The 26,977-nt window shown below is 70.1% G+C and carries 25 protein-coding genes; 11 read left to right on the top strand and 14 right to left on the bottom strand.

Annotation, left to right across the window (positions count from 1 at the left end; all coding sequences use genetic code 11):
• Nucleotides 1-39: 39 nt before the first annotated feature.
• From J2X34_RS13715 to pdxH, 3 genes are read right to left on the bottom strand one after another with little or no spacing between them, the layout of a single operon-like run.
• Nucleotides 40-960: a carbohydrate kinase family protein gene (locus J2X34_RS13715; protein ID WP_429517774.1), complete on the bottom strand. Its 921-nt coding sequence runs from the start codon at nucleotides 958-960 to the stop codon at nucleotides 40-42.
• Nucleotides 953-2,233 carry an MFS transporter gene (locus J2X34_RS13710; RefSeq protein ID WP_429517879.1) on the bottom strand — a complete coding sequence of 427 codons (1,281 nt, stop codon included), beginning with the start codon at nucleotides 2,231-2,233 and terminating at the stop codon, nucleotides 953-955. Before J2X34_RS13710 ends, J2X34_RS13715 begins: the two co-directional genes overlap by 8 nt.
• On the bottom strand, nucleotides 2,233-2,883 hold the full coding sequence (gene pdxH, locus J2X34_RS13705) for a pyridoxamine 5'-phosphate oxidase (RefSeq protein ID WP_429517877.1): 651 nt from the start codon (nucleotides 2,881-2,883) through the stop codon (nucleotides 2,233-2,235). The genes J2X34_RS13710 and pdxH overlap by 1 nt, the downstream gene beginning before the upstream one ends.
• A gap of 234 nt (nucleotides 2,884-3,117) precedes the next feature.
• Here pdxH and J2X34_RS13700 point away from each other — a divergent pair, with 234 nt between their 5' ends.
• The 4 genes from J2X34_RS13700 (at nucleotide 3,118) to J2X34_RS13685 (ending at nucleotide 7,351) form a co-directional block, all read left to right on the top strand.
• Nucleotides 3,118-4,245, top strand: a complete 1,128-nt coding sequence (locus J2X34_RS13700) for a citrate synthase 2 (protein ID WP_114722928.1) — start codon at nucleotides 3,118-3,120, stop codon at nucleotides 4,243-4,245.
• Nucleotides 4,246-4,289: 44 nt separating this feature from the next.
• Nucleotides 4,290-5,408 (top strand): phosphoserine transaminase, encoded by a 1,119-nt coding sequence (gene serC, locus J2X34_RS13695; RefSeq protein ID WP_114722927.1) that lies wholly within the window; start codon nucleotides 4,290-4,292, stop codon nucleotides 5,406-5,408.
• Nucleotides 5,409-5,654: 246 nt separating this feature from the next.
• Nucleotides 5,655-6,530: a septation protein SepH gene (sepH, locus tag J2X34_RS13690; protein WP_429517772.1), complete on the top strand. Its 876-nt coding sequence runs from the start codon at nucleotides 5,655-5,657 to the stop codon at nucleotides 6,528-6,530.
• A gap of 5 nt (nucleotides 6,531-6,535) precedes the next feature.
• Nucleotides 6,536-7,351 (top strand): DUF6928 family protein, encoded by an 816-nt coding sequence (locus tag J2X34_RS13685; protein WP_429517770.1) that lies wholly within the window; start codon nucleotides 6,536-6,538, stop codon nucleotides 7,349-7,351.
• Nucleotides 7,352-7,357: 6 nt separating this feature from the next.
• Here J2X34_RS13685 and J2X34_RS13680 read toward each other — a convergent pair whose 3' ends face one another.
• The 3 genes from J2X34_RS13680 to J2X34_RS13670 are packed head-to-tail and all read right to left on the bottom strand — an operon-like array spanning nucleotide 7,358 to nucleotide 9,076.
• On the bottom strand, nucleotides 7,358-7,636 hold the full coding sequence (locus J2X34_RS13680; RefSeq protein WP_429517768.1) for a DUF2537 domain-containing protein: 279 nt from the start codon (nucleotides 7,634-7,636) through the stop codon (nucleotides 7,358-7,360).
• On the bottom strand, nucleotides 7,633-8,439 hold the full coding sequence (locus J2X34_RS13675; RefSeq protein WP_429517766.1) for a TrmH family RNA methyltransferase: 807 nt from the start codon (nucleotides 8,437-8,439) through the stop codon (nucleotides 7,633-7,635). The genes J2X34_RS13680 and J2X34_RS13675 overlap by 4 nt, the downstream gene beginning before the upstream one ends.
• A 31-nt stretch (nucleotides 8,440-8,470) precedes the next feature.
• On the bottom strand, nucleotides 8,471-9,076 hold the full coding sequence (locus J2X34_RS13670) for a TetR/AcrR family transcriptional regulator (RefSeq protein ID WP_429517764.1): 606 nt from the start codon (nucleotides 9,074-9,076) through the stop codon (nucleotides 8,471-8,473).
• A gap of 70 nt (nucleotides 9,077-9,146) precedes the next feature.
• Between J2X34_RS13670 and J2X34_RS13665 the strand changes: the two genes are divergently transcribed.
• The gene (locus J2X34_RS13665) at nucleotides 9,147-9,698 is read left to right on the top strand and encodes a hypothetical protein (RefSeq protein ID WP_429517762.1); all 552 of its coding nucleotides are present in this window, start codon (nucleotides 9,147-9,149) and stop codon (nucleotides 9,696-9,698) included.
• 22 nt (nucleotides 9,699-9,720) lie between these two features.
• Here J2X34_RS13665 and J2X34_RS13660 read toward each other — a convergent pair whose 3' ends face one another.
• The 3 genes from J2X34_RS13660 to J2X34_RS13650 are packed head-to-tail and all read right to left on the bottom strand — an operon-like array spanning nucleotide 9,721 to nucleotide 13,713.
• Complete coding sequence (locus J2X34_RS13660) at nucleotides 9,721-11,472, bottom strand: class I adenylate-forming enzyme family protein (RefSeq protein ID WP_429517760.1); 1,752 nt, start codon at nucleotides 11,470-11,472, stop codon at nucleotides 9,721-9,723.
• A gap of 52 nt (nucleotides 11,473-11,524) precedes the next feature.
• Complete coding sequence (locus J2X34_RS13655; RefSeq protein ID WP_429517758.1) at nucleotides 11,525-12,709, bottom strand: thiolase family protein; 1,185 nt, start codon at nucleotides 12,707-12,709, stop codon at nucleotides 11,525-11,527.
• A complete protein-coding gene (locus J2X34_RS13650; protein ID WP_429517757.1) occupies nucleotides 12,706-13,713 on the bottom strand; it encodes an LLM class F420-dependent oxidoreductase in 1,008 nt (335 codons plus the stop codon). The genes J2X34_RS13655 and J2X34_RS13650 overlap by 4 nt, the downstream gene beginning before the upstream one ends.
• Nucleotides 13,714-13,816: 103 nt before the next feature.
• Between J2X34_RS13650 and J2X34_RS13645 the strand changes: the two genes are divergently transcribed.
• Genes J2X34_RS13645 through J2X34_RS13635 form a run of 3 tightly spaced genes read left to right on the top strand, consistent with a single transcriptional unit; the run spans nucleotide 13,817 to nucleotide 17,605 of the window.
• Nucleotides 13,817-15,040 carry an acetyl-CoA acetyltransferase gene (locus J2X34_RS13645; RefSeq protein WP_429517755.1) on the top strand — a complete coding sequence of 408 codons (1,224 nt, stop codon included), beginning with the start codon at nucleotides 13,817-13,819 and terminating at the stop codon, nucleotides 15,038-15,040.
• A gap of 10 nt (nucleotides 15,041-15,050) precedes the next feature.
• Entirely contained in the window at nucleotides 15,051-16,583 is a 1,533-nt protein-coding gene (locus J2X34_RS13640; protein ID WP_174908482.1) for a carotenoid oxygenase family protein, read from the top strand.
• An 8-nt stretch (nucleotides 16,584-16,591) separates the two neighbouring features.
• The gene (locus tag J2X34_RS13635; protein ID WP_429517752.1) at nucleotides 16,592-17,605 is read left to right on the top strand and encodes a winged helix-turn-helix transcriptional regulator; all 1,014 of its coding nucleotides are present in this window, start codon (nucleotides 16,592-16,594) and stop codon (nucleotides 17,603-17,605) included.
• A gap of 53 nt (nucleotides 17,606-17,658) precedes the next feature.
• Here the strand turns inward: J2X34_RS13635 and J2X34_RS13630 are convergent, their stop codons facing one another.
• Nucleotides 17,659-18,090: a MarR family winged helix-turn-helix transcriptional regulator gene (locus J2X34_RS13630; protein ID WP_174908478.1), complete on the bottom strand. Its 432-nt coding sequence runs from the start codon at nucleotides 18,088-18,090 to the stop codon at nucleotides 17,659-17,661.
• Nucleotides 18,091-18,125: 35 nt separating this feature from the next.
• Nucleotides 18,126-19,616, bottom strand: coding sequence for an NCS2 family permease (locus tag J2X34_RS13625; protein WP_429517750.1), 1,491 nt, complete (start codon nucleotides 19,614-19,616; stop codon nucleotides 18,126-18,128).
• An 81-nt stretch (nucleotides 19,617-19,697) separates the two neighbouring features.
• Between J2X34_RS13625 and J2X34_RS13620 the strand changes: the two genes are divergently transcribed.
• Entirely contained in the window at nucleotides 19,698-19,946 is a 249-nt protein-coding gene (locus J2X34_RS13620) for a DUF2530 domain-containing protein (protein WP_114722920.1), read from the top strand.
• Nucleotides 19,947-19,991: 45 nt separating this feature from the next.
• Here the strand turns inward: J2X34_RS13620 and J2X34_RS13615 are convergent, their stop codons facing one another.
• From J2X34_RS13615 to J2X34_RS13605, 3 genes are read right to left on the bottom strand one after another with little or no spacing between them, the layout of a single operon-like run.
• The gene (locus J2X34_RS13615; protein ID WP_114722919.1) at nucleotides 19,992-20,546 is read right to left on the bottom strand and encodes a phosphatase PAP2 family protein; all 555 of its coding nucleotides are present in this window, start codon (nucleotides 20,544-20,546) and stop codon (nucleotides 19,992-19,994) included.
• Nucleotides 20,547-20,556: 10 nt separating this feature from the next.
• Nucleotides 20,557-23,328, bottom strand: a complete 2,772-nt coding sequence (locus tag J2X34_RS13610) for a sacsin N-terminal ATP-binding-like domain-containing protein (protein WP_429517875.1) — start codon at nucleotides 23,326-23,328, stop codon at nucleotides 20,557-20,559.
• Nucleotides 23,325-24,185, bottom strand: coding sequence for a DUF3027 domain-containing protein (locus J2X34_RS13605; protein ID WP_254622949.1), 861 nt, complete (start codon nucleotides 24,183-24,185; stop codon nucleotides 23,325-23,327). The genes J2X34_RS13610 and J2X34_RS13605 overlap by 4 nt, the downstream gene beginning before the upstream one ends.
• A gap of 51 nt (nucleotides 24,186-24,236) precedes the next feature.
• Between J2X34_RS13605 and J2X34_RS13600 the strand changes: the two genes are divergently transcribed.
• Nucleotides 24,237-25,058 (top strand): glutaminyl-peptide cyclotransferase, encoded by an 822-nt coding sequence (locus tag J2X34_RS13600; RefSeq protein ID WP_429517747.1) that lies wholly within the window; start codon nucleotides 24,237-24,239, stop codon nucleotides 25,056-25,058.
• A gap of 101 nt (nucleotides 25,059-25,159) precedes the next feature.
• Nucleotides 25,160-26,959, top strand: coding sequence for an MFS transporter (locus tag J2X34_RS13595; protein WP_429517745.1), 1,800 nt, complete (start codon nucleotides 25,160-25,162; stop codon nucleotides 26,957-26,959).
• Nucleotides 26,960-26,977: the final 18 nt, after the last annotated feature.

Here is a 26,977-nt window from a genome sequence, read left to right as displayed (position 1 = left end):
CTCAGACCAGTGAGTAACTTCGTAACATTCAAGTAGAAACTAGCCGCCCGTGAGCTCCGATGCCCACGGAGGGTCCGCCGCAGGCCTGGAAACGGTGACCGCGGCCGCTCGCGCCGCGAATTCCAGGGCGTCCTGCCATTGTCCCCCGCCGAGGCCCTCGACCGAATCCGAATCCAGCGCGCGATGCTCGTCGAGCCAATGCAGCAGCGCACCGTGAACGGTGTCACCTGCACCGATGGTGTCCGCGACGGGAACCCGGCAACCGGGAACCTCTACGCGGAACCGACGCGTCCACACGCTCAGACCGTCGGCGCCGTGGGTGGTGACGACCGCGGCGACCCCGCGGTCGAGCCACTGCGCCGGCGTCGTGCCGTCCACACCCCGTCCCAACCATTGGACGTCGTCGTCGGAGACTTTGACGATGTCGATCGACGGCAGCAACTCGGTGAAGCGGCGGCGGTAGTCGGCGGGGAACACGTCCGGCCGAATGTTGGGGTCGACGATCGTGAGCCGCCCCTCGCCGTGGCTGCGGCGCAACAGATCCGTGTACACGCTCGCGCCGGGTTCGAACACGAGCGAGAGCGTGCCGAACGACACCGCGGCCGCCGATGCCGGCAACGGTCCGGGATCGGCGACGAGACGATCGGCGGTGCCGTCGGCATGAAACGTGTAGCCGGCACCGCCGTCGGGGTCGACGGCAGCGACGGCGAGCGTCGTGGGTTCGGGCCCCCGCTGCGTGATCGAGACGTCGACACCCGCCGCGACCAGCGCAGCGAGCAGCCGTTCCCCGAACGGGTCGGTGGAGAGCCTCGAGCAGAAGGCGACGCGGCTGCCGAGGCGGCCGAGTGCGATCGCGACGTTGAACGGGCCGCCGCCGAGGTGCGCCGCGAACGTGGTCTCCCCCGTCGGCACCAGGTCGACGAGGGCCTCACCGCACACGACGATTCGCGACTCAGACATGTTCGGGGCTACCCGATCGGCTGACGCGGTACCGGACGAACGCCGGGAACGCCAGCATCGACACGACCACCCCGATCACCACCAGGACGCCTCCGCCCGCGGACGCGACGGCGGTGCCGAACAGGAAGGCCGCGCCGCCGTGCAGCACGTCGCCGATCCGCGGCCCGCCCGCGACGACGACGGTGAACACGCCCTGCAGTCGGCCGCGCATGTCGTCGGTGGCGACCTGCTGCAGCATCGTGGAACGCAGTGCCGCCGAGACCATGTCGACGGCACCGCCGAACGCGAGGAAGCCGAGCGCGAGCCACAGCAGCACCGCGGAGCTGCCCGGGGTCGAGATCCCGACGACCACGCCGAAACCGACCATCGCCAGCCCCCACAGCACGATGCAGACGATCACCGCACGGCCCTGGTAGCGGATCCGCGGCAGCCACCCGGAGAAGACGCCGCCGAGGACCGCGCCCGCCGACATCGCGGCGAACAGCAGCCCGAGTGCGAGCCCGCCGCCGCTCGGGTCGCCGAAGGTGTCCTCGGCGATCTGCGGGAACAGCGCGCGCGGCATGCCGAACACCATCGCGATGATGTCGACGACGAACGACGCCAGCAGCACCTTCTGCGTCGCGAGGTACGTGAAGCCCTCCCCCAGCACCCGCAGGCCGACGCGGCGCGTCTCCCCGGTCGGCGGCAGCGCGGGCAGCTTGATCACCGCCCACAGCGTCGCGAGTAGCGCGAGCGAGTCCAGCAGGTAGATCGTCGCGAAGCCCAGGTGCGGGATGAGCACGCCCGCGAGCAGCGGACCGGCGATCGCACCGAACTGCATCACCGTCATGTTGAGCGAGTTCGCGGCGGGCAGGTCCTTCAGCGGCAACAGCCGGGGGATGATCGCGCTGCGGGTGGGCGAGTTCACCGCGAAGAACACCTGTTGCAGCGAGAACAGGCACAGCAGCAGCCACACGTTGTTCACCCCGGACGCGGCCTGCAGCCACAGCAGCACCGACGTGCCGATGAGCCCGAGCGTGGTGATGATGATCAGCTTTCGGCGGTCCATGACGTCGGCCAGTGCGCCGCCCCACAGCCCGAAGATGACCAGCGGGACCAGCCCGAACAAGCCGGCGAGGCCGACGTACGCCGAGTTCTGCGTCATCGCGTAGATCTGCACCGGCACCGCGACCACGGTCAGCTGACCGCCGATGACCGTGACGATGCCGCTCGTCCACAGCCGGCGGTAGTCGCGATTGCGCAGCGGTGTGGTGTCGGCGAGCAGTCCCCGCATCACGGCTGGAGGCGTTCGACGATCCATGCACCGTCGACCAGACGGGTGCGGATCCGGTTGTGCATGCGATTGGGTCGGCCCTGCCAGAACTCCACCGACTCCGGTCGGATCCGAAATCCGCCCCAGTGTCCCGGGACCGGGATGTCCCCGTCGACGGCGAACCGCTCGCCCGCCTCGACCAGTGCCGCCTCGAGCTCGGCCCGGGAGCCGATCGGCCGCGACTGCTGCGACGCCCACGCCCCCAACTGCGAGCCGCGGGGCCGGCTGGCCCAGTAGTCGGAGGTCGTGTTCTCGCTGGTTCTTTCCACCGGGCCGCGGACGGTGATCTGCCGGGCCAGCGGAATCCAGGTGAACGTCACCGACGCGTAGGGGGTGGCCGCGAGCTGACGGCCCTTGTCGGAGTCGTAGTTCGTGAAGAACAGCACCCCGTCGGCGTCGAGTCCCTTGCACAGCACCGTTCGCGTGCAGGGGTGTCCGGCGGCGTCGACGGTGCCGAGCACCATCGCGTTGGGTTCGGGCAGTGCGGCCTGGACGGCGTCCTCCACCCAGTGCCGCGCCAGCGCGGGCCAGCCGTCGTCGAGCCACGACGGTTCCAGATCGGGGTCGACGACGGGCCGTTCGGGTCCGATCTCGCCGTAGCTCACCCGCATCGCGGAGAGGTCGGACTTCCGGGAACCCCGGCGTTGGGAATCTGGTGACACAGCCTCAGACGCTACCCCTGGGTATGCGCCGACCAGGTGACCGGTGACACCGGCTAAAGTTTGGGTACCAGGCCCGGCGGCGCATCCCGCACCTGACAGTTACCGCAGTAGTCGAAGGCTGATTCGGTCCAAGGCAGTGCACCCCTCACCGGGACGCACTCGGATGAGGAGAGTCCAGGAGCAATGGCACCAAGCGCTGTAGTACCCGAGGATTTCGTCAGCGGCCTCGAAGGCGTCATCGCCTTCACCACTGACATCGCCGAGCCCGACAAGGACGGCGGCGCGCTGCGCTACCGCGGTGTCGACATCGAGGACCTGGTCGGTCGTCGTGTCACGTTCGGCAACGTGTGGGCCCTGCTGGTCGACGGTCGATTCGGCCCCGGACTGCCCCCGGCCGAGCCGTTCCCCCTGCCCATCCACACCGGCGACGTCCGCGTCGACGTGCAGGCCGGCCTGGCGATGCTCGCCCCGATCTGGGGCTACCAGCCGCTGCTGGACATCGACGACGAGACCGCCCGCGAGCAGGCTGCCCGCGCGTCCGTCATGGCACTGTCCTACGTCGCGCAGTCGGCCCGCGGGATCTACCAGCCCGCCGTCCCGCAGAAGCTGATCGACGAATGCCCCACCGTCACAGCACGTTTCATGACGCGCTGGAAGGGCGACCCGGACCCCGCGCACATCGAGGCCATCGACGCCTACTGGGTGTCGGCCGCCGAGCACGGCATGAACGCCTCCACCTTCACCGCGCGCGTCATCGCGTCCACCGGCGCCGACGTCGCGGCCTCGCTGTCCGGCGCGATCGGCGCGATGTCCGGCCCGCTGCACGGCGGCGCCCCGGCCCGCGTGCTGCCGATGATCGAGGAGACCGAGCGCACCGGCGACGCCCGCGCACTGGTCAAGGGCATCCTGGATCGCAAGGAGAAGCTCATGGGCTTCGGTCACCGGGTGTACCGGGCCGAGGATCCCCGCGCCCGCGTGCTCCGCGCCACAGCCAAGCGCCTCAACGCCCCCCGCTTCGAGGCGGCTGCCGCCCTCGAGCAGGCCGCACTGGCCGAACTGCGCGAGCGTCGCCCCGACCGCGCAATCGAGACCAACGTCGAGTTCTGGGCGGCGGTCATCCTCGACTTCGCCGAGGTCCCGGCGCACATGATGCCCGCGATGTTCACGTGTGGCCGCACCGCCGGCTGGTGCGCGCACATCATGGAGCAGAAGCGTCTGGGCAAGCTCGTCCGCCCGGCCGCGATCTACACCGGCCCCGAGCCCCGCACCCCCGACTCGGTCGAGGGCTGGGACCAGATCTCGCACAGCTAGACCAGTTGGACCGTCACCACAACCGAGAAGGACATCTCACGCCGATGAGCACTCCGATCATCCCCGCCGACCTCAAGCCCGTAGACGGCCGCTTCGGTTGCGGACCGTCGAAGGTCCGCCCCGAACAGCTGCAGTCCCTGGTCGACGTCGGCGCCTCGGTGTTCGGCACCAGCCACCGGCAGAAGCCCGTCAAGGACGTCGTCGCCCGCGTGCGTTCGGGCCTGCGCGACCTGTTCTCGCTGCCCGAGGGCTACGAGGTCGTGCTCGGCAACGGCGGCTCCACCGCGTTCTGGGACGCCGCGGCGTTCGGTCTGATCCGTGAGCGTTCGCAGCACTTCACCTACGGCGAGTTCTCGTCGAAGTTCGCGTCGGTCGCGAAGAACAACCCGTTCATCGGTGACCCGATCGTCGTCTCGAGCGATCCGGGCACCGCGCCGGCGATCGTCGCCGACGGCTCCGTCGACCTCATCGGCTGGGCGCACAACGAGACCTCGACGGGTGTCGCCGTGCCGGTGTCCCGCCCGGCGGGCTCGGAGAACGCGCTCATCGCGATCGACGCCACCTCGGGTGCCGGCGGTCTGCCGGTCAACGCCGCCGACGCCGACGTCTACTACTTCGCGCCGCAGAAGTGCTTCGCCGCCGACGGTGGCCTGTGGATCGCGCTGATGAGCCCGGCCGCGCTCGAGCGTGTCGCCGAGATCAAGGACTCGGGTCGCTGGACGCCGGACTTCCTGTCGCTGCCGATCGCGGTCGACAACTCCACCAAGGACCAGACCTACAACACCCCGGCGCTCGCGACGCTGCTCATGTTCGAGAACCAGATCGCGTGGATGAACTCGGGCGGCGGCCTGGACTGGACCACCGCGCGCACCAAGGATTCGTCGGAGCGCCTGTACTCGTGGGCCGAGGCCTCCGAGTACGCGACGCCGTTCGTCGCCGATCCGGCATACCGCTCGCAGGTTGTCGGCACCATCGACTTCGCCGACTCGGTCGACGCGGCCGCGGTCGCGAAGATCCTGCGCGCCAACGGCATCGTCGACACCGAGCCGTACCGCAAGCTGGGCCGCAACCAGCTGCGCATCGGCATGTTCCCGGCGATCGATCCCGAGGACATCTCGCAGCTCACCAAGAGCATCGACTGGGTCGTCTCGCAGCTCGGCTGATCCCGCACTACCTCTGAAGGGAGGGGCGGTCACGCATTGCGTGACCGCCCCTCCCTTTCGTCGTCCGCGCGCCCCGCCGCCCCGCGATTTGCGCACGTATCGGTCCCGGGGACGCCCGCGAAACACCGATATGTGCGCAAATCGCGAGGAAACGTATTCACACGCGTGTCTTTCCTGCACACGGGTCACAGATGAATTACAGTCGATTCCGGCGTGATCGCGAGTCGGCGCGATGAGGAGGACAGTGTGCGAGAGCTGCGAGTGATCGGTCTCGAACCTGGCGGCGCGCACGTAGTGTGTTCGGATCCAGATACCGGCGAAAAGTTCCGGCTCCCCGCCGATGACAAGCTCCGCGCGGCCTCTCGCGGAGACATCGCTCGACTCGGCCAGATTGAGATCGAAATGGACAGTCAGCTTCGCCCGCGAGAGATCCAGGCCCGTATCCGCGCCGGCGCATCCATCGAACAGGTCGCCGAGCAGGCGGGCATTCCGTACTCCAAGGTGGAGCGCTACGCACATCCCGTGCTTCTCGAACGCAGTCGCGCGGCCGAGATGGCACAGGCCGGTCACCCGGTCCGCCCGGACGGCCCCGCCGTGGACACCCTGTCCGAGATCGTCGCGCAGGCGTTCCGAGCCCGCGGCCACGACATGGACGCCGCCACGTGGGACGCGTGGAAGGACGAGGACGGCCACTGGGTGGCCCAGCTGCAGTGGCAGGCCGGACGGAGCACCAACGCCGCGCACTGGCGCTACCAGCCGGACGCGCACGGCGGCACCATCAACTCCCTCGACGACGCCGCGGTCCAGCTGATCGACCCCGACTTCGGGCGTCCGCTCCGCGGGCTGGCTCCCGTCCCCAGCGACGGCATCTACGGCCCGGCCGACATGGAGCAGGACCACGATCACGAGGCCGCGGAAGACTCGTCGATCATCTTGGCGGACAACGACATCGAAGAGGAATCGGCGGAGCAGGTCGACACGCCGGAGCCCGTCGACGAGGCCGAGCACGACGAGCCGAAGACCGCACCCCAGCACACCCACGGCAAGGACAAGCGCGGTAAGCCCGCACTGCCGTCCTGGGACGACGTTCTGCTGGGCGTTCGGAGCAACGGGCGCGGCTGACGTCAGTGCTGGGGGTCAACGCATCCACCATCTGGTACGTCGACGCCACCGAGCCCGCCTCGGTTCTGCGTGACGCGGAACCGGACCGGGACGCCGCCCGCGACCTCGTCGGGCAGTTGCATCCAGGGCTCGAGGTGTCGTATCTCGGCGACGAACCGTTGACGGACGCCGCGAAACCCGAAGCGGGCGAGGTGATCGCCGGCTGGTACCCCGGGGTGGTCGTCGTCCGCACGGGCGAATCCCTGCCGCCGGTCCCTTCTTCACTGGTGGAGCACTGGATCCACCCGACGGGCTTCCGCCACACGTATCTCTGCTCGTCGAGTCCGGTGACGAAGGCCGGTTCGTGGGGCGCGTTCGCGCACTGGGACCACGGGGAACTGAAGCGATCGTTCAGCGCCACACCGGTTCACATCATCGAGGACCTCGGCCTCCCGCAGGTGTGGGAGCGTCCGTTCTGGGCCGGGGAGCATCCGGTGCGCCCCTCGCTGGACGTGTTACCGGACCCGCAGACGCTGCCGTTCAATCCCGGCGAGTTCGCGGAGGCGGCACCCCGGGGCTGGCTGGGCGACGACCTGGATCCGGCGTCGATCACGGTCTCGCGGTTCGCGGTGCACCCGTCCGGACAGGTTCCCGAGTCGGTCCTCCGATTCGAGGAGGCGCGCCGCGCGGAACCGGCCCGGGAGCAGGAGCAGCCTGGCGCACCGGACGAGCACAACGAACCGGACGAGCACAGCGAGCCGGAGGACGGCAGCGACCAGGAGTCGGTGCCGTCACCGAAGAGGCCGTCGCTGCTCTCCCGCCTGTTCCGTCGCGACCACTGACCGACGTCAGAGGGCCCCGAAAAACAGCGCGGCCCAACCGAACACCACGCCGGCCCCGACGCCGTACACCACCCAGCGCCATACCGGCCGGTGCCGCCAGCGCCACACGGTGGGGGCGGCGCCGCCGACGACCACCAGGTTGAAGCCGACCGCGAGCAGCACGTGAATGTGCGCCAGCGCGGACCCGAAGGCCACCACGCCGACCAACGTCACGAGCGCCGCGAAGCCACTGACCAGCAGTCCCGTGCACCACGGGGTGGGTGGCGACGCCGGACCTGCCGTCACGAGCCGGTCCGGATGCGCTCGTAGAACGCCATCGCCGCGGCGGTCGCGACGTTGAGCGAGTCGGTGCCCGGCGCCATCGGGATGCGGGCGCGCACGTCGGTGACGCGCATCGCGTGTTCGGTGAGGCCGGGGCCCTCCGCTCCGAGCAGCACCGCCACCTTCTCCCCCGTCATCGCCTCGGCCAGTGGCACCGCCGCAGGATCGGGGGTGAGCGAGATCAACTGGAAGCCCTTGTCGCGCAAAATGTTCAGCCCACGCGGCCACTCGGGGACCTGCGCGAACGGGACGCGCAGCACGTGCCCCATCGACACCCGTACCGCGCGGCGGTAGAGCGGGTCGGCGACGGCGGCACCGAACAGGATCGCGTCCACGCCCAGGCCGGCGGCGTTGCGGAACATCGAGCCGATGTTCTCGTGGTCGTTGACGCCCTCGAGCACCGCGACCGTCCGCGCGTCGCGCAGTGCGTCCTCGACGTCGAGCGGAGGCGGCCGGTGCGCCGCAGCGAGCACACCCCGGTTGAGATGGAAGCCCACCACCTCGGCCATCACGTCGGCCGTGGTTCGGTAGAACGGCACGTCCACGCCGTCGAGGTCCGCGGACAGCTCGCCGAGCCTGCGGTCCACACCCAGCAGGCCGATCGGCGCGTACCGGGACGCAAGCATCCGCTGGACCACCAGCACACCCTCGGCGATCACCAGCCCCTTGCCCCCGGGCAGGTCCGGCCGACGATCCGACGAGTTGAGGTCTCGGAAGTCGTCCAGCCGGGGATCGGCGGGGTCTGCGATGTCGATGACGTGAACCACGGATCCATCGTGCCGTATGGGTGGTCGACGGCTAGCGGGCGCTCCCGCCCGCCGCGAACAGCGCGGCGAAGTGTGCGTCGATGACGGCGTGGATCTGCTCGGGACCGATCCGGTGGGGGTGATTGAGGCCGTGTGCCGCGAGGCCGTCCACCAGGGCGTGCATCCGCATCGCCTCGACCTCGACCGCGGACGCCGCGAGCACCCCGGCCTCCGCGAGCAACCGAGTGGCTCCCAGGAAGCCCTCGTACACCGCGAGGTCGGAGCGGTCGCGCACCTCGGCGAGCGCGGGATCGGCCTGGGCGGCGACGGTGAACGCCTGCCACACCTCCATCTCGCCGCGACGGTCGTCGTCGAGGGGGACGAACTGCTCGGCCAGAACGCGCACGTCGGCCCGCAGATCCCCACTGAACTCGATCCCGGCGATGCGGTCGTAGACCCGTTTGGTGACGAGTTCCATCGCGAAGAGCAGCAGTTCGGACTGGGTGCCGAAGAAGTGCCGGAGCGACCCGGTCGACATGCCCGCCTCGTCGGCGACGGTTCGCACGCTGGCCGCGCCGATGCCGTCGCGGCGGATCACGCGCAGCACGGCGTCCGCGATCTCCTCGCGTCTGCATTCGGGGCTCGGCCTCTTCACCACATCGCAAAACTAACACGACTGTGCTAGCTTTCGAATAACTAACACAGTCGTACTAGAAACGGGGTCGAGCATGATCGTCCAACTGATCGTCGTATGCGAGATCCTCTTCTGGGTGTTCCTCGGCGCCGGCCTCGTCGCCCGCTACCTGCTGCGCCGCCCCGCCCTGGGTGCCGCGCTACTCATCGGCGCACCACTGGTCGACGTAGTGCTCCTCGTCGCCACCACGATCGACCTGCGCAGCGGCAGTGCGGCGTCATGGAGTCACGGCCTGGCGGCCGCCTACATCGGCTTCTCGGTGGCGTTCGGGCACAGCATCATCCGCTGGGCCGACGCCCGATTCGCGTACCGGTTCGCCGGCGGGCCGGCCCCGGTGAAGCCGCCGCGGCACGGCGCGGGCCGGGCGATCCGCGAGTGGCGCGAGTTCGGAAAGGCCATGATCGCGTGGGGCATCGCGTGCGGATTGCTGTCCGCGGCGATCGCGATGGTCGACGACCCGACCCGCACCGCAGCCCTGTCCGACTGGATCGACACCCTCACCGTCGTACTCGGGATCTGGGGCGTCATCGCGCTGAGCTACACGGTGTTCCCGGCACGGGCGAAGGCGGTCGAGCGGCGGACGTAGAAGGGGGCGGTCGGCGGGCAGCTCACGTCCTCGACTGCAGCCTGTCGCGCAGATCTCGGCGCAGTATCTTGCCGACGGGGTTCCGAGGGATGCTCGCGACGATCTCGAGTCGCTCCGGCAGCTTGAACGAGGCGACCTGGTGGGAACGCAGGTGTTCGACAAGATCGGCGAGAGACACGTCGGACGCGCCGGCCGGCACCACTACGGCGCAGCACTTCTCTCCCAGGACCTCGTCGGGATACCCGACGACCGCGACGTCGCCGACAGCCGGATGTTCGAAGAGCAGTCCCTCGATCTCGGCGGGGGCGATGTTCATGCCGCCACGGATGATGATCTCCTTGATCCGGTCGACGAACTCGAGGTATTCCCCGTCGGTGCCGCCCAACTCGAACACGTCTCCGCTACAGAGGTAACCCTGGTCGTCGAACGGGCTCGAGGTAGCGGTGCCTTCGAGGTATCCACCGAACACGGTCGGCCCCAGGAGGCGTAGTTCACCGCGCTCGCCGACCGCGTGCACATCGGCACCCGAGACCGGATCCACCAGTCGGACCGCCGTCATCTTCGCGACCCGCGTTGCCCATTCCTTACCCGGTGCACCGTAGTTCGGCAGGTGACGGGCGCGCACCGTCGGATCCGGAATGTCGGAGGGTGCGCCGAGCAGGCACACACCCTCGTTCGAACCGAAGAAGTTGAGGACCTCGATGCCGAACTCTTCCTGCCACCGACGCACCACGGCGGGTGGCAGCGGCGCACCACCCGAACCTACGCGCTGCAGGGATGTCAGATCGACCGAGTCGCGGAGTTCGTCGCGCTGCAGCAGCATCGTCAGGATCGCCGGAGGCATCGCAGTATGGGTGACGCGGTGCCGCTCGATCTGGGACAGGAAGACGGGCAGGTCGAGCGGCTGATGCTGAACGAGGTGACCGCCGCCGAGCAGCCAGGGCAGGAACGCGCCGGCGAAGCCCGCCATGTTGACCATCGGAAACGGGTTCAGGATCACCGACGACGTGTCGGTCTCGAGCCCGTCCTGGGCGGCTTGCCCGCTCGCGAACCAGTCTGCGTGACACCGGGGCACACCCTTCGGCGCGGCCTCGGTCCCACTGGTCCAGCAGATCGTGATCCGGTCGCCGATCGTGACGTGCAGATCGTCGATGTAGCTGCGGGCCTGCGCCTTCGTGGCGTCGTTCACTTCTGGGTCCATCGGCACTGCGCGCACGTCGGCATCCGGCCCGAACGCGAACACCGTCTCCAGGCCGACGCCCGAGTCGACGAGCTCGAGCGCCTCGGCCGCGAGGTCGCGGTCCGTGAGCCGGCCCACCGTCACGATGGCCACCGCCCCCGTCGCACGGCAGATGTTCGACAGCTCGTGCTGCCGGTACGCGACCGGGGCCGGGCTCGCAACCGCCCCGAGCCGCCACAGGGCAAGGTAGGTCGCCACGAGCGACACCGTGTTGGGCAGCAGCACCACCACGACGTCGCCCTGCCGGATCCCGTTCTCGTGCAGTCGTGCCGCGATATCGTCCACGCGTTCCCCCATCCGGGTCCACGTCACGGTCTCCGGCACGGCGCCGGTGAGGGCGGGCAGGTTCACCGGATCGGACACCGCGTCCTCGTGCGGTCGAGTGGCGACCCAGTCGTCGAACGCGTCGAGCAGCGTGGTGGTCCGCCACCACCCCTTCTCGACGTAGTCGCGGATCTTGCTCTCCGGATGGCACAGCACGGCGCCGCGACTAATCGATCCGGAAAGTGTTGTGGCGGTTAACTCTCGGGGCATGGCTACCTTCCTCGACTGAGCGGGGGAACGGGTCTGGAATGTGGGATGGTCGTCATCGGAGGCGACGCACGACCATGGCGGAGCCGAGGCCCAGCGCCGCCGGGATCGTGATCAGAGCATGTTCGCCGTCGACGCGGCGCAACGCGTCCAACGCCGACACCAGCAGGTTGCCGCCCGTCGCACCGAGCGGGTGCCCGACGGCGAGCGCCCCGCCGACGGGATTGACCCGCGCGGGATCGAGGTCCAACTCCCGTGTCAGCAGCAACGGGCTCACCGCGAACGATTCGTTGGCCTCGACGACGTCCAGATCGCGCGCACCGATTCCGGATCGGCGCAACGCATCTCGCGCGGCGTCGACCGGAGCATCGAGCAGCGGCGAGCGGACGGCGCGGTGCGAGACGGCGACGATCTCGGCGACCGGCCGACGACCGCGCATCGGCCCCGCACCGGGGCTCCCGATCACGACCGCCGACGCGCCGTCCGCGAGTTGCGGCGCCGTCGCGATGGAGTGCAAACCCTCGGTGGGCGGCTGCATCTCGGGCAGTCGGCGCTGCACCAGCCCCCAGGCCGGGTCGTCCCCGAACAATGCCGGCAGAGCCGCGAACTGTGCCGCACTCGCGTCGTGGCGGGCACCCTCGTCGACCGACAGGATCACCTCGTCACCACGACGCACCGGCACCACGGACTCCGACGACGGCGCCGACGACGCGCGCCGGTGCGACTCCACGGCGTAGACGTCGAGCTGATCGCGAGTGAATCCGTGCACCGTCGCGGTCGCATCGGCGGAGACACCGATCGTGACGAAGCCGGTCCGCTCACCGAGTTCACCGTCCGTCGCGATCGCGGGGGCGTCGGAGAGCATCGGCACCCTTGACATCGACTCGACGCCGCCGGCAACGATCACGTCGGCGTGCCCTGCGACGACCTTCGCCGCGGCGGTGCCGAGTGCCTCGAGCCCCGAGCAGCACAGGCGCGTCACGACCGAACCACCGACCGCGTCGGGCCAGCCCGTGTACAGCGCAGCGCCGCGCGCGAGGTTGCCTGCCTGCTCGCCGGTGACGGTGCCGATCCCGACCACGACGTCGTCGACCCGCTGGGGGTCGAGGCCGCGCAGTTCCAGCGCGCGCAGCAGGTGCGCGAACAGAACGTGCGGCGGTATCTCCGCCAGCGTGCCGCCGCCGCGCCGTACCCGCCCGCGCGGCAGGCGGACGGCGTCGAACACCAGCGCCCGGCTCACGCGAGGATCTCGGCGGCAGGGGCGCACGCACGCGCCACGACGTCGAGCGTCCGGGCTCCGCCCGGGTCGTCGGCCGAGGTCGCGGGCACCACCACGATCTCGTCGGCACCCGAGTCTCGGTACGCGGCGAGACGTCGAGCCACGGCGCCGGCGTCTCCGAAGGCGCCGATCACGGCTGCGAGGTCGTCGGTGACGGCACCGTAGATCTGTTTAGGAGTTGCTCCACTACGCGCGATCTCGACCGCGGTGGCGAAGCCGGCGTCGGCGAACATATCGGCGTACCCGGGGGCCGCGAGATAGCCGACGACAGCGCGGCGGAACGACTCGAGGTCCGCGGCACTGGGGTCCACCGCGGCCGTGACCCACACCGAGACTCGCGGACAGGGCCGGCCGGCCGACTCCGCCGCCGCACGTACGACGGATACGCACCGCGACACCTGCTGCGGTGTAACGAGATTGAGCACCACACCATCCGCCTCGCGGGCGGCGACACCGAGCGCCTGCGGGCCGAAGGCCGCGATGACGAGCGCCGGGTCGGTGGCCGGCAACCTGAGCCGGAACCCGCGGGCACGCTCGACACGACCGTCGAAGTCCGCCTTCCGCCCCGCGGCAACCTGCCGGACGATGCGGGCCGTCTCCTCCAGATGGATTGCGGGACTGAGCCTCGTACGACCGTGCCATCCCTCGACGACCACCGTGCTGGACGTGCCGATCGCCAGATCGACACGCGCGCCCGTCAGCGCGGCGACGCTGGCCGCGCCGAGTGCGATCGCCACCGGCGTACGGACGTCCACCGCCAGCGGTCCGACGCAGAGCGGCAGGTCAGGAACCCTGGCGCCGATCGCCGTGGCGAGCGCGAAGGCATCGAAGGTCGCCATCTCACCGACCCAGAGACGGTCGAATCCCAGGCGGGCGGTTTCGTCGGCGACGGCCAGCGCATCGAGCGGCGGGCGGTCCTGCCAGTACGGGAGACTCACGCTCAGTCGCGGCTCCGAGGTCTTCATCGCGTCGTCATCCCCACTTCGAAAGAATGAGTGGCCTTCATCACTCTGTTAGTTGTAGTCTGACGCGCATGCAACCGCAAGACCCGAGGAGACAACAGCCGACATGGACACAGACGCGATCAGAGTGATCGGTGGCTACCAGACAGATTTCGCCCGCAACCTGACGAAGGAGGGTCTCGATGTCGCAGACCTGACCCGAGAGGTGGTGGAGGGCACGCTCGCGGATGCGGGAGTCACCCCCTCCGACATCGACGTCGTGCACGTCGGCAACGCATTCGGGCAGCTCTTCACCGGCCAGGGCCACCTCGGCGCGATGCCGGCCTCGGTCGTGCCCGAATTGTGGGGCGCACCCGCAACCCGCCACGAGGGCGCCTGCGCGTCGGGGTCACTTGCACTCCTCGCCGCAATGGCAGATCTCGAGTCCGGCAGGTACGACTGCGCGCTGGTCGTCGGCGTCGAACTCGAGAAGACCGTTCCCGGCGACCTGGGTGCGCAGCACATGGGCGCCGCGGCATGGGTAGGCCACGAGGGATCCGACGCAAAATTCATGTGGCCCTACATGTTCGGAAAGATCGCCGACGAGTACGAGCGGCGCTTCGGCCTGAACGAACGCCACCTGTGGTCGATCGCGGAACTCAATGCCCGCAACGCGGCCCGCAATCCGCTGGCCCAGACCCGCGGCTGGGACCGGACCGAGGCGTCGTTCACCGACGACCTCGTGGCCAACCCGCCGGTGGAGGGCCGGCTGCGGAAGGCCGACTGCGGACCCCTCACCGACGGCGCCGCCGGAGTGGTCCTGGTCCGCGCGGACCACCCCGTGCTCCGCTCCGGCGGGGCGACGTCGAACCAGTCCCGCATCCTGGGCTGGGGGCACCGGACCGTGGGGCTGTCACTCGAGGACAAGCTCTCATGCAGCGCCGACGACCCCTACGTGGCTCCCCACGTGCGGGCTACGATCCGGGATGCGTTCGGCCGCGCGGGGATCGACGGTGTCGACGCCCTCGATCTGATCGAGACCCACGACTGCTTCACCGTCAGCGAGTACCTGGCCATCGATCATTTCGGGATCACGCCGCCCGGCGAGAGCTGGCGCGCCGTCGAGAACGGCGACCTCGAGATCGGCGGCCGAATCCCCGTGAACCCGAGCGGCGGCCTGCTCGGCGTCGGCCATCCGGTGGGCGCCACCGGAATTCGTATGCTGCTCGACTGCCACCGCCAGGTGACCGGCCGGGCGGGCGCGAACCAGGTGCCCGACGCGCGCCGCGCCGCAATGTTGAACTTCGGCGGAAGCACCGCAACGACAGCCAGTTTCGTGATCGGACAGTAGGAGGAACCACATGGAGATCGAGGTACTCGGGCGCGCCCTGACGACGCTGCCGGCCGACGACGACCATCCGTACCGCACGGGGGCGTGGCGCCCCCAACATGTCGAGCGCAGCGCCGACGATCTCGAGGTGGTGGGCGAGTTGCCGAGCGACCTCGACGGCGTCTACCTCCGCAACACCGAGAACCCGGCGCATCCGGCCTTGGAGGGCCGGTACCACCCCTTCGACGGTGACGGCATGATTCACGTCGTCGGCTTCCGCGACGGAAAGGCTTTCTACCGCAACCGTTTCGTCAAGACCGACGGATTCCTCGCCGAGCAGGAGGCCGGTGGCCCGCTGTGGGCGGGCATTGCCGAGCGGCCGGAGAAGTCGATCCGGCAGGACGGCTGGGGCGCCCGGGGTCGGATGAAGGATGCGTCGAGCACCGATGTCGTGGTCCACGGCGGCGTCGCCCAGACCAGTTTCTGGCAGTGCGGCGACCTCTACCGGCTCGATCCGACGACGCTCGAGACCCTGGGGAAGGCCACGTGGCACGGCGACTTCCCATCGGCCCTGGGCATCTCGGCGCATCCCAAGGTCGACGAACGCACCGGCGAGTTGTTGTTCTTCAACTACGGCACCGATGCTCCGTACATGCATTACGGCGTGGTCGACGCCGACGACCGCCTCGTGCACTACGTCGACATCGAGTTGCCGGGTCCGCGCCTGCCGCACGACATGGCGTTCACCGACAACTACGCGATCCTCAACGACTGCCCCCTGTTCTGGGTTCCGGAGGCCCTCGCGGTGGGCAAGTACGTCTCCCGGTTCCATCCGGACGTCCCGCTACGACTGGGCGTGATCCCACGCCGCGGAAACTCGGATCAGATCCGGTGGTTCGAGGCGGACCCGACGTACGTCCTGCACTGGACCAACGCGTACGAGAGCGGCGACGAGATCATCCTCGAAGGCTTCCACCAGGAGCATCCGGAGCCCGAAGACACCGGAGACGGCGGACCTTACCAGCGGATGTTCCGCTTCCTCGCGCTCGACCGCATGGGCACGCACCTGCACCGATGGCGGCTGAACATGCGCACGGGAGAGGTTCGGGAGGAACGTCTTTCGGAGACGGTGACGGAGTTCGGCATGATCAACCCCGCGCATGCGGGGCGCAGTCACCGCTACACCTACGCGGCGACCGGGCTTCCGGGCTGGTTCCTGTTCAACGGCCTGGTCAAGCACGACACCGTCACGGGGAACGAGGAACACTTCGCGTTCGGGGAGGGCGTGTTCGGCAGCGAGACCGTCATGGCCCCGCGGATCGGGTCGACGTCCGAGGACGACGGCTACCTGGTGACCATTACCTCGGACGTCAACCGGGACATCTCCGAGTGCCTCGTGTTCGACGCCGCGCGCGTCGCCGACGGACCGATCGCGCGGATCCGCCTGCCCGAACGGATCTCGAGCGGCACGCATTCGACGTGGGCGCCGGGGTCGGCGCTCCCCCGTTGGCGTACGGCGGACAGCCCGACGGACGCGGTGGGACTGGACCGTCCCGGACTATAGTTCGTGGGATGTCCGACGAACATGCCTCCGGCGCGGCGCAGACCGCTCCGACCGCCGGGCGCATGCTCGCACCGGGTGGTGACAACGCGATCGCGGTGACGCTCGGTCTGCTCGGCGACGAATGGAACCTGTGGATTCTCCGCCATTCGTTCCAAGGCGCACTGCGGTACCGCGACTGGATGTCGGTGGGCGGGATCTCGCACGCGGTCCTGTCGGCCCGACTGGCCGCGCTCACGGAGGCCGGACTGTTCGATCGGGTCTGCTACCAGGAGAGACCCGCGCGTTACGAGTACCGGCGCACCCAGTGCGGGCACGCCGTGTGGCCGATTCTGCTCTCGGTGTGGTCGTGGGAACTCCAGTGGGCACCGGACGAGGGCATTCTGCCGAGCATGCGGCACTCCCCTTGTGGACACCAGTTCACACCGGTAACGCACTGCGCCGCGTGCGGTCGTCCGGCCAGCGCCCGCGACGTTGTCGCCGAGATGGGCCCCAGTGGCGGCTGGACCCGCAGCGTGCCCGCGGCGTCGAGTCGGCGGCGGTCCAGCGGCGCGGCCCGGCCGCCGCGAGTACTACCGCACACCATGGAGTTGCTCGGCAATCGGTGGTCCGCGGCGATGCTCGGAGCGGCGTTCTTCGGGGCGAAGCGCTACAGCGAGTTCGCAGAGCGGATGCAGGCGTCACCCACGATTGTGGCGGATCGACTACGGACGTTCCTCGAACTCGGTGTCCTTCGCGAATCGCCCAGCACCGCCCGTACGGACTGGGTGACCTACCACCTGACCGAGAAGGGTCGAGCCTTTTTCCCCGTGGTGTTGTGCATGATCACGTGGGGACAGCACTGGTTTCCTGCACCCGAGGGCGAGGCGATCGTCTTCACACACACTGGGTGCGGGAGGCCGTTCGTGCCGCGGCTCGTGTGCGATCACTGCGAGACGGCACTGGAAGCGCGGACCGTCTCGGTGGAGCCCCGCGCCGATCAACACCTCGACAAGATACCGAGCGCCGCATCACCTTCGCGATGACGCGGACCCGATCAGGCTGTGCGTGAACGACTTCGGGGCCGCAATCGGTCGAGTCAGCCGTTCTCGGAGACCAGACCGGAGATGATGGTGACGGCGTTGCGCAGGGTTTCGATCTGCTCGTCGTCGAGGCCCGACAGCTTCTCGGTCATCCACGCCTCGCGCGCCTGGGTCTCGCCCTCGATGAGGGCGTGACCGGCATCGGAGAGCGAGACGATGATCTGCCGACCGTCGGTGGGATGCGGTGTGCGATCGACCAGTCCGAGGTCGGCGAGCGACGCGATGACCCGGGTCATCGACGGCGGCTGGACCTTCTCACGCGCGGCCAGAGCGCCCGGCGTCATCGACCCCTCGGCGGCGAGGGTGGCGAGCGCCGACAGCTGCGTCAGCGAGACCTGGGCCTCCGCACGCCGTCCCCGCAGGTGGCGCGTGAGACGCACAACCGCTAAGGACAGGTCGCTGGCCAGGGCGCGAGTATCCGATGTCACAGAATCAAACAATACGGGAACTCGCGCCCCGCCAATCACGTAACGGCGTCAGTGATCGGGCCGACTGCGAAGTACGCGACGAACAGTGCCGCAACGAGCCACAGCAGCGGGTGCACCTTCTTGGCGTTGCCGCCCGCGGCCGCGAGGACCACGTAGGAGATGAAGCCGACACCGATGCCGTTGGCGATGGAGTACGTGAACGGCATCGTGACGATCGTCAGGAACGCCGGCAGCGCGATCGAGAACTTGCCGAAGTCGATGTCGCGCACCTGGCCGATCATCAACGCGCCCACCACGACCAGTGCCGGGGCCGCGGCCTCGATCGGGACCACCGAGTACAGCGGCGTGAGGAACATCGCGGCCAGGAACAGCACACCGGTGACGACGTTGGCGAGGCCGGTGCGGGCGCCCTCGGCGATGCCGGACGCGGACTCGACGAACACCGTGTTGGACGACGCGGATGCGCCGCCGCCGACGATCGCGCCGGCGCCCTCGACGACGAGGGCCTTGCCGACGCCGGGCAGGTTGTCGTCCTTGTCGGTGAGCCCGGCTTCCTTGCCGAGGCCGGTCATGGTGCCCATCGCGTCGAAGAAGTTGGCGAGCACCAGGGTGAAGACCAGCAGGCTGGCCGCGAGGACACCGATGCGGGTGAACGCACCGAACAGGCTGACGTCGCCGACCAGGCTCAGGTCGGGCAGCTGCGCGACGACGTCGGGCAGCACGGGAACGCTGAGGTTCCAGCCCTTGGGGTCGACGCCCTTGGAGGCGCCGACATCGAAGACGGCCTCGATGATCGCGGCGAGCACGGTGGTGACGACGATGCCGATCAGCAGGCCGCCGCGGACCTTCCGGACCACGAGGACGCCCATGAGCAGGACACCGAAGACGAAGACTGCGGTCGGCCACGCGCCGATCGAACCGTTGATGCCGAGGCCGACGGGGACGGACGTGCCGGCGGCGTCGGGGATGCGGCGGACGAATCCGGCGTCGACCAGACCGATGAACGCGATGAACATGCCGATACCGGCGGCGATCGCGGCCTTGAGTTCACGCGGGATGGCGTTGAAGACCGCCGTGCGGAAACCGGTCGCGGCCAGCACCACGATGATGATGCCGTCGATGACGACCAGACCCATCGCCTCGGGCCAGGTGACCTGCGGCGCGATCGTGACGGCGAGGAGGCTGTTGATGCCCAGACCCGCGGCGATACCGAACGGATAGTTCGCGATGATGCCGAAGGCGATGCTCATCAGACCGGCGACCAGCGCGGTCACCGCCGCGACCTGGCTGATCGGCAGGATGTTGCCGAGGACGTCGGTCTTGGCGGCGGCGTCGTCGGCCGAGAAGCTACCGAGGATCAGCGGGTTGAGGACGACGATGTACGCCATGGCCACGAACGTGACCAGGCCGCCGCGGACCTCGGTGCTGATGGTCGAGCCACGCTCTGTGATCTTGAAGTAGGTGTCGAGCAACCGCGAGGGCGCCGACCGCCGCGTGGGCTCGGTCGTTTTGTCGGTAACCGCCATGTCGAGTTTCGGTCCAATCGCCGGGAAGTGGGGTTTCGCACCTGGCAGATTAGGGCACCGACGCAGGGGTAACTTAATCGTGTGACCGAAATCCATAGCACGTCGACGCTCGTGGCCCGCCTGTCCGATCCCCGCCCGGTGCTCGCGGTGGGCACGGCAGCGTGGGTTCTGGCGACCGTCGTGGTGCTACTGGTGGGCGACCGGTGGAGCGACGCGCTTCCGGTCTGTTATGCCGGAACCGCCCTGGGCCTCCTGGGATTCGCGTTGTTCCTCGTTCAGCGCCGGGCCGCGCGGCGCGGCAGCCGGGGCGCGCAGCGCGGCCTCGCCTGAGCCTCGGACGTCGTCACCGCCGCCCGATCTGCGGGGTGAGGGAATTCACACGGAGTTCGCGCGCGTCAAACGGGTATTTCGACGGGTGATCGCCCAGATCCACAGTGCGGCCCACGCCACACCGAACGCCCAGCCGGCGAGCACGTCGGTGAGCCAGTGCGCGCCCAGGTACACCCGTGAGAGCCCGACGGCCAGGGTGTAGCACGCCAGCAGCACCAGCAGCAGGTTCCGCCGGAGGCCGGCGGCGAGGATCCGCACCGCCACCGCACCCAGGACGCACGCGAGGATCGCGGACATCATCGCGTGTCCGGACGGGAACGAGTAGCTCTCGAGCATCACGAGACGCTCCGGCAGGGGCGGCCGTTCACGCCCGAACAAAAGTTTGAGCAAACTCATCGCCGCCCAGCCGGAGAGCATCGCGCCGGCGACCATCACGGCGTCCGCGGTGTACCGCCGCGCGAGCAGCGCGGTCGTCACGACCGCGGAGATGACGAACACCGCGAGCGTCCCGCCGCTGTTCGTGACGACCGTGACGGCGTCCGTGAGCCCGGGCGTGCGGATGTCGAGCATCCAGTCCAGTACCGACTGGTCGAACGTCATGTCTCTCCCCTCACGGACGGCGACGGCAGTGGGTCCGGCCATCGGTGTCCACCCACCATGCGACGGCGACGTCACCGTCGAGCGCACCGCCGAGCCGCACGACGAGCTCGTCGTGCACGACGACGGATCCGCTCGGCAGCGGCAGCCCCAGCACCGTGCACGCCAGCACGGCCCCCGGTTCGCGATCCCACGTGCTGGTCTCGCCGTCCCCGAGGACCTGTGCGTGGACCGCGGCCGACGCGAGCGGCAGATCCAGCAGATCCGCGAGGGCGGCGGCGGTGTCCAGCGCACCGAGCACCAGGCGCCCCGGTGGGACGACGGCGCCGAGGTGCGCGCGGTCGAGCACCAGCGCGACGTCGGGATCGGCGACGGCGCCCGCGAGGCTGCGCACGCCGGACGGCAGGCCCAGCTCGTCGAGATCCAGCACGCCGCGGTCCGCGGCCGCGGCCAGCAGCCGGTGGGTGCGGGTCACGACGTCCGGGGTGGGGGTGCGCTCGGGGTCGGCGAGCCGGTCGAGCAGCACCCGGGCCAGCCCGGTGTCGTCGACCGCAGTGGGTGCCAGCGCACCGGCCAGCGCGGGTGCGGCCGGGTGGTCGAAGACGTCGAGCAGTCCGGCGAACGTGTCGTCGTCGGGTGCGCGCAGCAGGCCGAGGCGCCGTCCGTCGATCTCGGCGTGCGTGCGCAGCCACCACGCGGTGTAGCCGTCGCGGTCGGCGAGCGCGGCCGCGGTGAGCGGGTCGCCGGCGAGCAGCGTCAGCGCCTGCGACCACCGCGCGGGATCGACCAGGTCCAGGTCCCGCACCGCGACCAGCGTCTCGGGGTCGTCGGAAAGGGTGTCCCACCAGCGGGGCTCGTCGTCGAGGTCGTGTTCGGGGCCGGTGGGCAACTCGGCACGCATCACGGAGAAGCCCCAGCCGACGCCGAGCGCGCGCAGCGACTCCTCCCCCACCCGCTCGACCAGTGCCGCGTCGACGGTGCCGAACGGCGAGTCGTCGTCGAGCACCTCGGCGAGCGGGGCGCCCGGCAGCAGCAGTTCGTCGGCGGGCACCAGTTCGCCGTCGGCGTCGGGCAGCGGCAGCTCACCCAGCCAACCCGGCCGCGCGTCGGGCGGCGCGAGTCCGACCAGCGAGAGCACTACGGTTGCCAATTCGGTTGCGGCGGTGGGGTCGTCGTAGTCGACGTCCTCGATGCGGGCGCGCAGCGCGGGATCGGACAGCAGGTCCCCCGCGGTCGCCCGCTCGGCACCCAACCGGTTGAGCAGCGGATGGGCGGCGTCCGGGTGCACCAGCCGCACCCAGTCCAGGGCCGCGACGGCCGCATCCACCGCATGCCCCAGGTCGGTGCCGGTGACGGTGGTGCGCGGGCCGGTGACGGTGCGACCGTCCGCGAGCGGAACCGGAACGGCGGCAAGCTCTTCGACGGCCAGCGCATCCACCACCAGCGGCTCGAGCGCGTCGTAGAGGGCGTGCCACCACGATGGTTCCCGGTGATGGCCGCCCAGCAGTTCGGCGATACGGGCCAGTCCCACCCGGTGCACGTCCACCGCCGCCAGCGCCGGGGCGTGCCGCGGCCCCGACAGCTCCGGGTCCACCAGGTCGGGCACGACATCGGCGAGCGCATCGGCCAGTTCGTCGGTCAGTGCGGGGATCACGGTGGCGCGGGTCGGGACCAGGTCGGCGGCATCCGGGTAGGCAGCGGTGCGGGCGGCGGGCACCCACGGCTGCGTACGCAACTCGCGCAGCAACTCCTCGCGCAGGGCCGCGTCAACCTCGCTGCGCGCGAATCCGGGCTGCGGCACCAGATCCGGGCGCTGGTCGCGCGGGAGCGCCGCGACGAACCGTGCGTAACCACGGGCGACGGCGGCCAACGGCGCGCCGGGCAGCACGCGCCGGCGGTCGGGCTGCATCGGGACGTCGGCGATCAGCAGCGCCGGGATCGACAGTTCCTCGTCGGAGCGGGTGGGGGCACGCAGGACGTCGGCGGTCACGGTGCGCACCCGCCCGTCGACCACCGGCACCAGCCACCGCGCGGCATCGGCCCGGAACTGCCACCACGTGCGGTCGCCGACGGTGATCTCGGTGAGCCCGGCGCGGTCACCGTCGAGTTCGCGCTCGGTGCGGCGCAGCACCGTGTCGCCGACCTCGATCGTCGCGATTCCCGGGAGCTCGAGCAGCAGGTCGACGGCCTCGGCGGCGAATCCGGCCACCAGGGCCGCGGCATCGACATCGGGGCGCAGCCGCAGCACCACCTCGGTGTCGAATCCGGACGGCGGCCGTTCGTCGGTGGCCCACACCAGGCGCAGCGCCGGGACACCCGCGTCGGGCACCTCCAGGCCCTCCTCCGCGACGGCGGCACGGGTGCGGGCGGCGGAGAACAGCAGCGAGCCGCTGGTGGACCGCAGTTCCACCTCGTCGCTGACGGCCCGGACCGCGGTGAATCCGACGCCGAATCGTCCTACCCCCGCGAACTCTCCGGAGCTTCCGGTCTTCCCGGAGGCACGGAGCGCGGCGAGCGCGTGCACGCCTTCGACATCGAGGGGTGCACCGGTGTTCGCGATCCGGAGCACGTCGTCGTGCAGTTGGACCCGCAGGGCGCCGGGGATCCCGGTGCGGGCGGCGGCGTCGGCCGCGTTCTGCGCCAGTTCGGTCAGCAGCCGGTCGCGGTAGCCGGCGCGGACGAGGTCGGCCTCGGCCGCCGCGTCCTCACGCAGACGCGTCGGCGAGTTCCGCCACGCGAGGAGCGTCCCCTCCCGCAGCGCCGCGGTGCCGAACGGATCCGTCAGCTGGTCGATGCCGGGTCCAGCGGGGGCTCGGGATCGGTGGGCTCGTCGGCCTGCATCTCGGCGGTCGCCTCGGCCTGTGCCTCGGGCGCGACCGGGCGCTCGATCTCGACGACCTCGACGGCGGCGTCGTCGTACGCGTCGTAGCGCGGGGTGCCGGCACCGGTCGGCAGGGTGGTGTCGGAATGCGCGCCGCAGCCGTGCGCGGCGTGCACGACGTGACCGTCGGCGGCCATCTCGTTTCCGCACACGCCGAACGCCGCGTGCAGCGAACCGGACAGCGGCAGATAGAAACCGCACAGGTCACACGTGGACGGCGCGGCCTTCGCCATGTCCGAGTCCGGTCCGAAGTCGCCGTCGTGCCAACGCTCGGCGCACTCCAGTCGACCCTCGCGGCTCATGACCTGCTTGCGGCCCAGCCCGATCTCGAGCGCGACGTCGTCCACCTCGGGATCGCCGGTCGCGACGTACCCCGGCACCAGACGGGGGTCGCCGGCGGGCGGCGCCAGCAGGTCGCCGGGCGACAGGTCGCCGGGACGGACTCGCTGATCCCACGGCAGCCATTCGGGGGCGACGAGCGCGTCGGGTCCCGGCAGCAGCGCCAACTCGCTGATCGTCACCCGATCGGAGTCGGGGGCTGCAGCCACCACGACGGCCCACTGCCAGCCGCGATAGCCCGGAAGCTCGGCCTCGAACCGGTGGGTGGCCGCGCAGAAGTCCTCCCCGGTCACGCCCAGGTGCTTCCCCACACCACCCTCACCGAGCGCGGTCAGTGCCGCTCGGGCAGGCTCGACGGCTTCGGCGAGGACGGGGCGCACGACGGCGCTCTCTGGAGACGACGTAACACTCACAATGTCCATCTTGCCGCACTGGGTCCGGACCGTGCTCGTGCGGGCTGTCATGCTGGTCCGGTGAATCGGCGTCGCACCCCGTATCCCGTCGCTGTCGGAGTGTCCGTGCTGGCCGTTGCGCTGCTCGCCGGCTGCACCGCAAGCACCGACGACGGCACCCCGCCGGAGGGCGCGACCATCGCCCAATCGCTGCGCCCGGAGATCGTCCGCGAGCTTCCGCACGACCCGGACGCGTTCACGCAGGGCCTCGAGATCTCCGACGGCACGCTGTACGAGAGCACCGGCCGGGTGGGCCGGTCGTGGGTGCGGGCCACCGAGTTCGACACCGGCGCCGAGCGGGCGCGTGCCGATCTGATGCGCCCGATGTTCGGTGAGGGGATCACCATCGTCGGCGACACGGTGTGGCAGCTCACCTGGAAGGACGGTGTCGCGGTCGCGCGCGACCGCGACACGCTCACCCAGAAGCAGCAGGTCCGGTACGACGGCGAGGGGTGGGGGCTGTGCGCGCAACCGGACCGCCTGGTGATGAGCAACGGCTCGGACTCCCTGACGTTCCGTGATCCCGCGACGTTCGAGCCGACGGGGTCGGTGGATGTCACGCTCGACGGCCGGGCGATCGATCAGCTCAACGAACTCGAATGCAGCAGTGACGGTTTCGTATACGCGAATGTGTGGCAGACCGACACCATCCTGCGGATCGATCCCGCGACCGGAGTGGCGGTCGGCCGGATCGATGCCGCCGCGCTGCGCGAGGCCCTGCCGTCCGGTGAGAGCCGCGACATCGACGTCCTCAACGGCATCGCCCAGATTCCGGGCACCGACCGCTTCCTCGTGACCGGGAAGCTGTGGCCGCGCATGTTCGAGGTCCGGTTCGTCGCCTGAGGGCGGACGTGACGAGCGCGTGACGCATCCGACACGTCCGAACTAGCTGGAACAGACCGCCCGTGTCGTGCAATGTCCGGGGACTAGGACAGAATTGGGGGGTGACCGGACCTCGCGAACCCCACGACGCCGACCGGCGTGGGCAGGACCCGCGTATCCCCGCGCCCCCGCGACACCCCGGCTACGACAACTATCCGCCCGCGCGACGTGCCCCTGCCCGGCGCACTCCGCTGCCCCCGCTGCATCCCGTCGACCGGTCCGCGCCCACCGATCGGATCCCGCCGGGACCGAACGGACACAGCCAGGGCGAGCCGGGCCGCACCGGGCAGGACCGGAACGGGCAGGCCGCGCCGGGCCCCGACGAGACCGCGCGCGTGGAGCAGCCGCCCGAACACCCCGAGCAGTCGACCCGACGGTTCTCCAAGCAGGACGCGGAGGCGCTCGAGGCCGACACCGACGACGGGGCACCCAAGCCGCGGCCGATGCCGCGGAAGCTGACGGTCACCCGGGTCGCCGCGATGCGCAGCCGCGAGCTGACCAACAAGAGCATCGCGACGTTCCGGCGGGCCGCGACCGCGGACGGCGCCGACAAGTCCGGGCTCACCGCCCTCACGTACGCGGTGATGGCGAACTTCGCGACCGACGCCGCGATCGCCGTGGCGCTGGCCAACACGCTGTTCTTCTCGGCGGCCACCGGCGAGGACAAGACCAAGGTCGCGCTGTACCTGTTGATCACGATCGCGCCGTTCGCGGTGATCGCCCCGCTGATCGGCCCGGCGCTCGACCGCCTGCAGCGGGGTCGCCGGATCGCGCTGGCGTCGTCGTTCGCGCTGCGGACGGTGCTCGCGCTCGTCCTCGTCTTCAACTTCGACAGCTGGGCGCTCTACCCGTGTGCGCTGGGCATGATGGTGCTCAGCAAATCGTTCTCGGTCCTCAAGAGCGCCGTGACCCCCCGTGTGCTGCCACCGGAAATCGATCTGGTGCGGGTCAATTCGCGGCTGACGGTGTTCGGCCTGCTCGGCGGCACCATCGGCGCGGGCGCGCTGGCCGGCGCCCTGGCGCTGGTCACCGGGTCCACCGGGGCGCTCTGGTTGGCCGCGCTCATCACCGCGTTCGGCGCCTACCTGAGCATGCGGATCCCGGCGTGGGTGGAGGTCACCGAGGGTGAGGTGCCGGCCACGCTGACCTTCCACGGCGACGACTCCCCCACCGAACTGATCGACGTGTCCGCCGTGGCGAGCGTCAAACCGGACAAGCGACGCCAACCCCTGGGCCGCGTGGTGGTCACCGGACTGTGGGGCAACGGCACCATCCGCGTGCTCACCGGATTCCTGACGCTGTACATCGCGTTCGTCGCGAAGGCCAGCACCGAACACGCGGCGCTGATGCAGGCCGCGATGCTCGGCCTGGTGGGCGCGGCCGCCGGCATCGGCAACTTCGCCGGCAATGCCGCCGGCGCCCGGCTGGAGCTGGGGCGGCCCGCGGTGATGGTGCTGCGCTGCACGATCGCGGTGACGGTCGTCGCGATCATCGCGGCGGTCACCGGTAACCTGCTCACCGCGGCGCTCGCAGCGCTCGTGGCATCGGCCGCCAGCGCCCTGGCGAAGGTGTCGCTGGACGCGTCGCTGCAGCAAGACCTGCCCGAAGAGTCCATCGCATCCGGTTTCGGCCGGTCCGAGACCGTCCTGCAGCTCAGCTGGGTCATCGGCGGCGCGATGGGCGTCCTGCTGCCCACCGAACTGTGGATCGGTTTCACGGTCGTGTCGGTGGTGCTTACGATCGGGCTGGTACAGACCGTCCTCACGTACCGCGGCGCCTCGCTGCTGCCGGGACTGGGCGGCAAGCGACCGGAGCACGTGAACCAGGAGACCACCGTCGGCCACAGCCCTCGTGCCGACTGATCCACCGAACGAGAAACG

This window comes from Rhodococcus sp. BE178, from assembly GCF_050433545.1.
In the GTDB taxonomy this organism is placed as follows: Bacteria; Actinomycetota; Actinomycetes; order Mycobacteriales; family Mycobacteriaceae; genus Prescottella.
Note: the sequence above shows the minus strand (reverse complement) of the source record. Positions and strands in the feature narration are given on the sequence as shown.

Bases quoted from the DNA above. Each gene is read 5' to 3' on its own strand.
- J2X34_RS13625 (WP_429517750.1), bottom strand. From the start codon at position 19,616: ATGGCGGTTACCGACAAAACGACCGAGCCCACGCGGCGGTCGGCGCCC.
- J2X34_RS13650 (WP_429517757.1), bottom strand. From the start codon at position 13,713: ATGAAGACCTCGGAGCCGCGACTGAGCGTGAGTCTCCCGTACTGGCAG.
- J2X34_RS13710 (WP_429517879.1), bottom strand. From the start codon at position 2,233: ATGCGGGGACTGCTCGCCGACACCACACCGCTGCGCAATCGCGACTAC.
- J2X34_RS13660 (WP_429517760.1), bottom strand. From the start codon at position 11,472: ATGCCCCGAGAGTTAACCGCCACAACACTTTCCGGATCGATTAGTCGC.
- J2X34_RS13715 (WP_429517774.1), bottom strand. From the start codon at position 960: ATGTCTGAGTCGCGAATCGTCGTGTGCGGTGAGGCCCTCGTCGACCTG.
- serC (WP_114722927.1), top strand. From the start codon at position 4,290: ATGAGCACTCCGATCATCCCCGCCGACCTCAAGCCCGTAGACGGCCGC.
- J2X34_RS13665 (WP_429517762.1), top strand. From the start codon at position 9,147: ATGATCGTCCAACTGATCGTCGTATGCGAGATCCTCTTCTGGGTGTTC.
- J2X34_RS13635 (WP_429517752.1), top strand. From the start codon at position 16,592: ATGTCCGACGAACATGCCTCCGGCGCGGCGCAGACCGCTCCGACCGCC.
- J2X34_RS13640 (WP_174908482.1), top strand. From the start codon at position 15,051: ATGGAGATCGAGGTACTCGGGCGCGCCCTGACGACGCTGCCGGCCGAC.
- J2X34_RS13645 (WP_429517755.1), top strand. From the start codon at position 13,817: ATGGACACAGACGCGATCAGAGTGATCGGTGGCTACCAGACAGATTTC.
- J2X34_RS13605 (WP_254622949.1), bottom strand. From the start codon at position 24,185: ATGGACATTGTGAGTGTTACGTCGTCTCCAGAGAGCGCCGTCGTGCGC.
- pdxH (WP_429517877.1), bottom strand. From the start codon at position 2,883: ATGCGGGTGAGCTACGGCGAGATCGGACCCGAACGGCCCGTCGTCGAC.
- J2X34_RS13700 (WP_114722928.1), top strand. From the start codon at position 3,118: ATGGCACCAAGCGCTGTAGTACCCGAGGATTTCGTCAGCGGCCTCGAA.
- J2X34_RS13615 (WP_114722919.1), bottom strand. From the start codon at position 20,546: ATGACGTTCGACCAGTCGGTACTGGACTGGATGCTCGACATCCGCACG.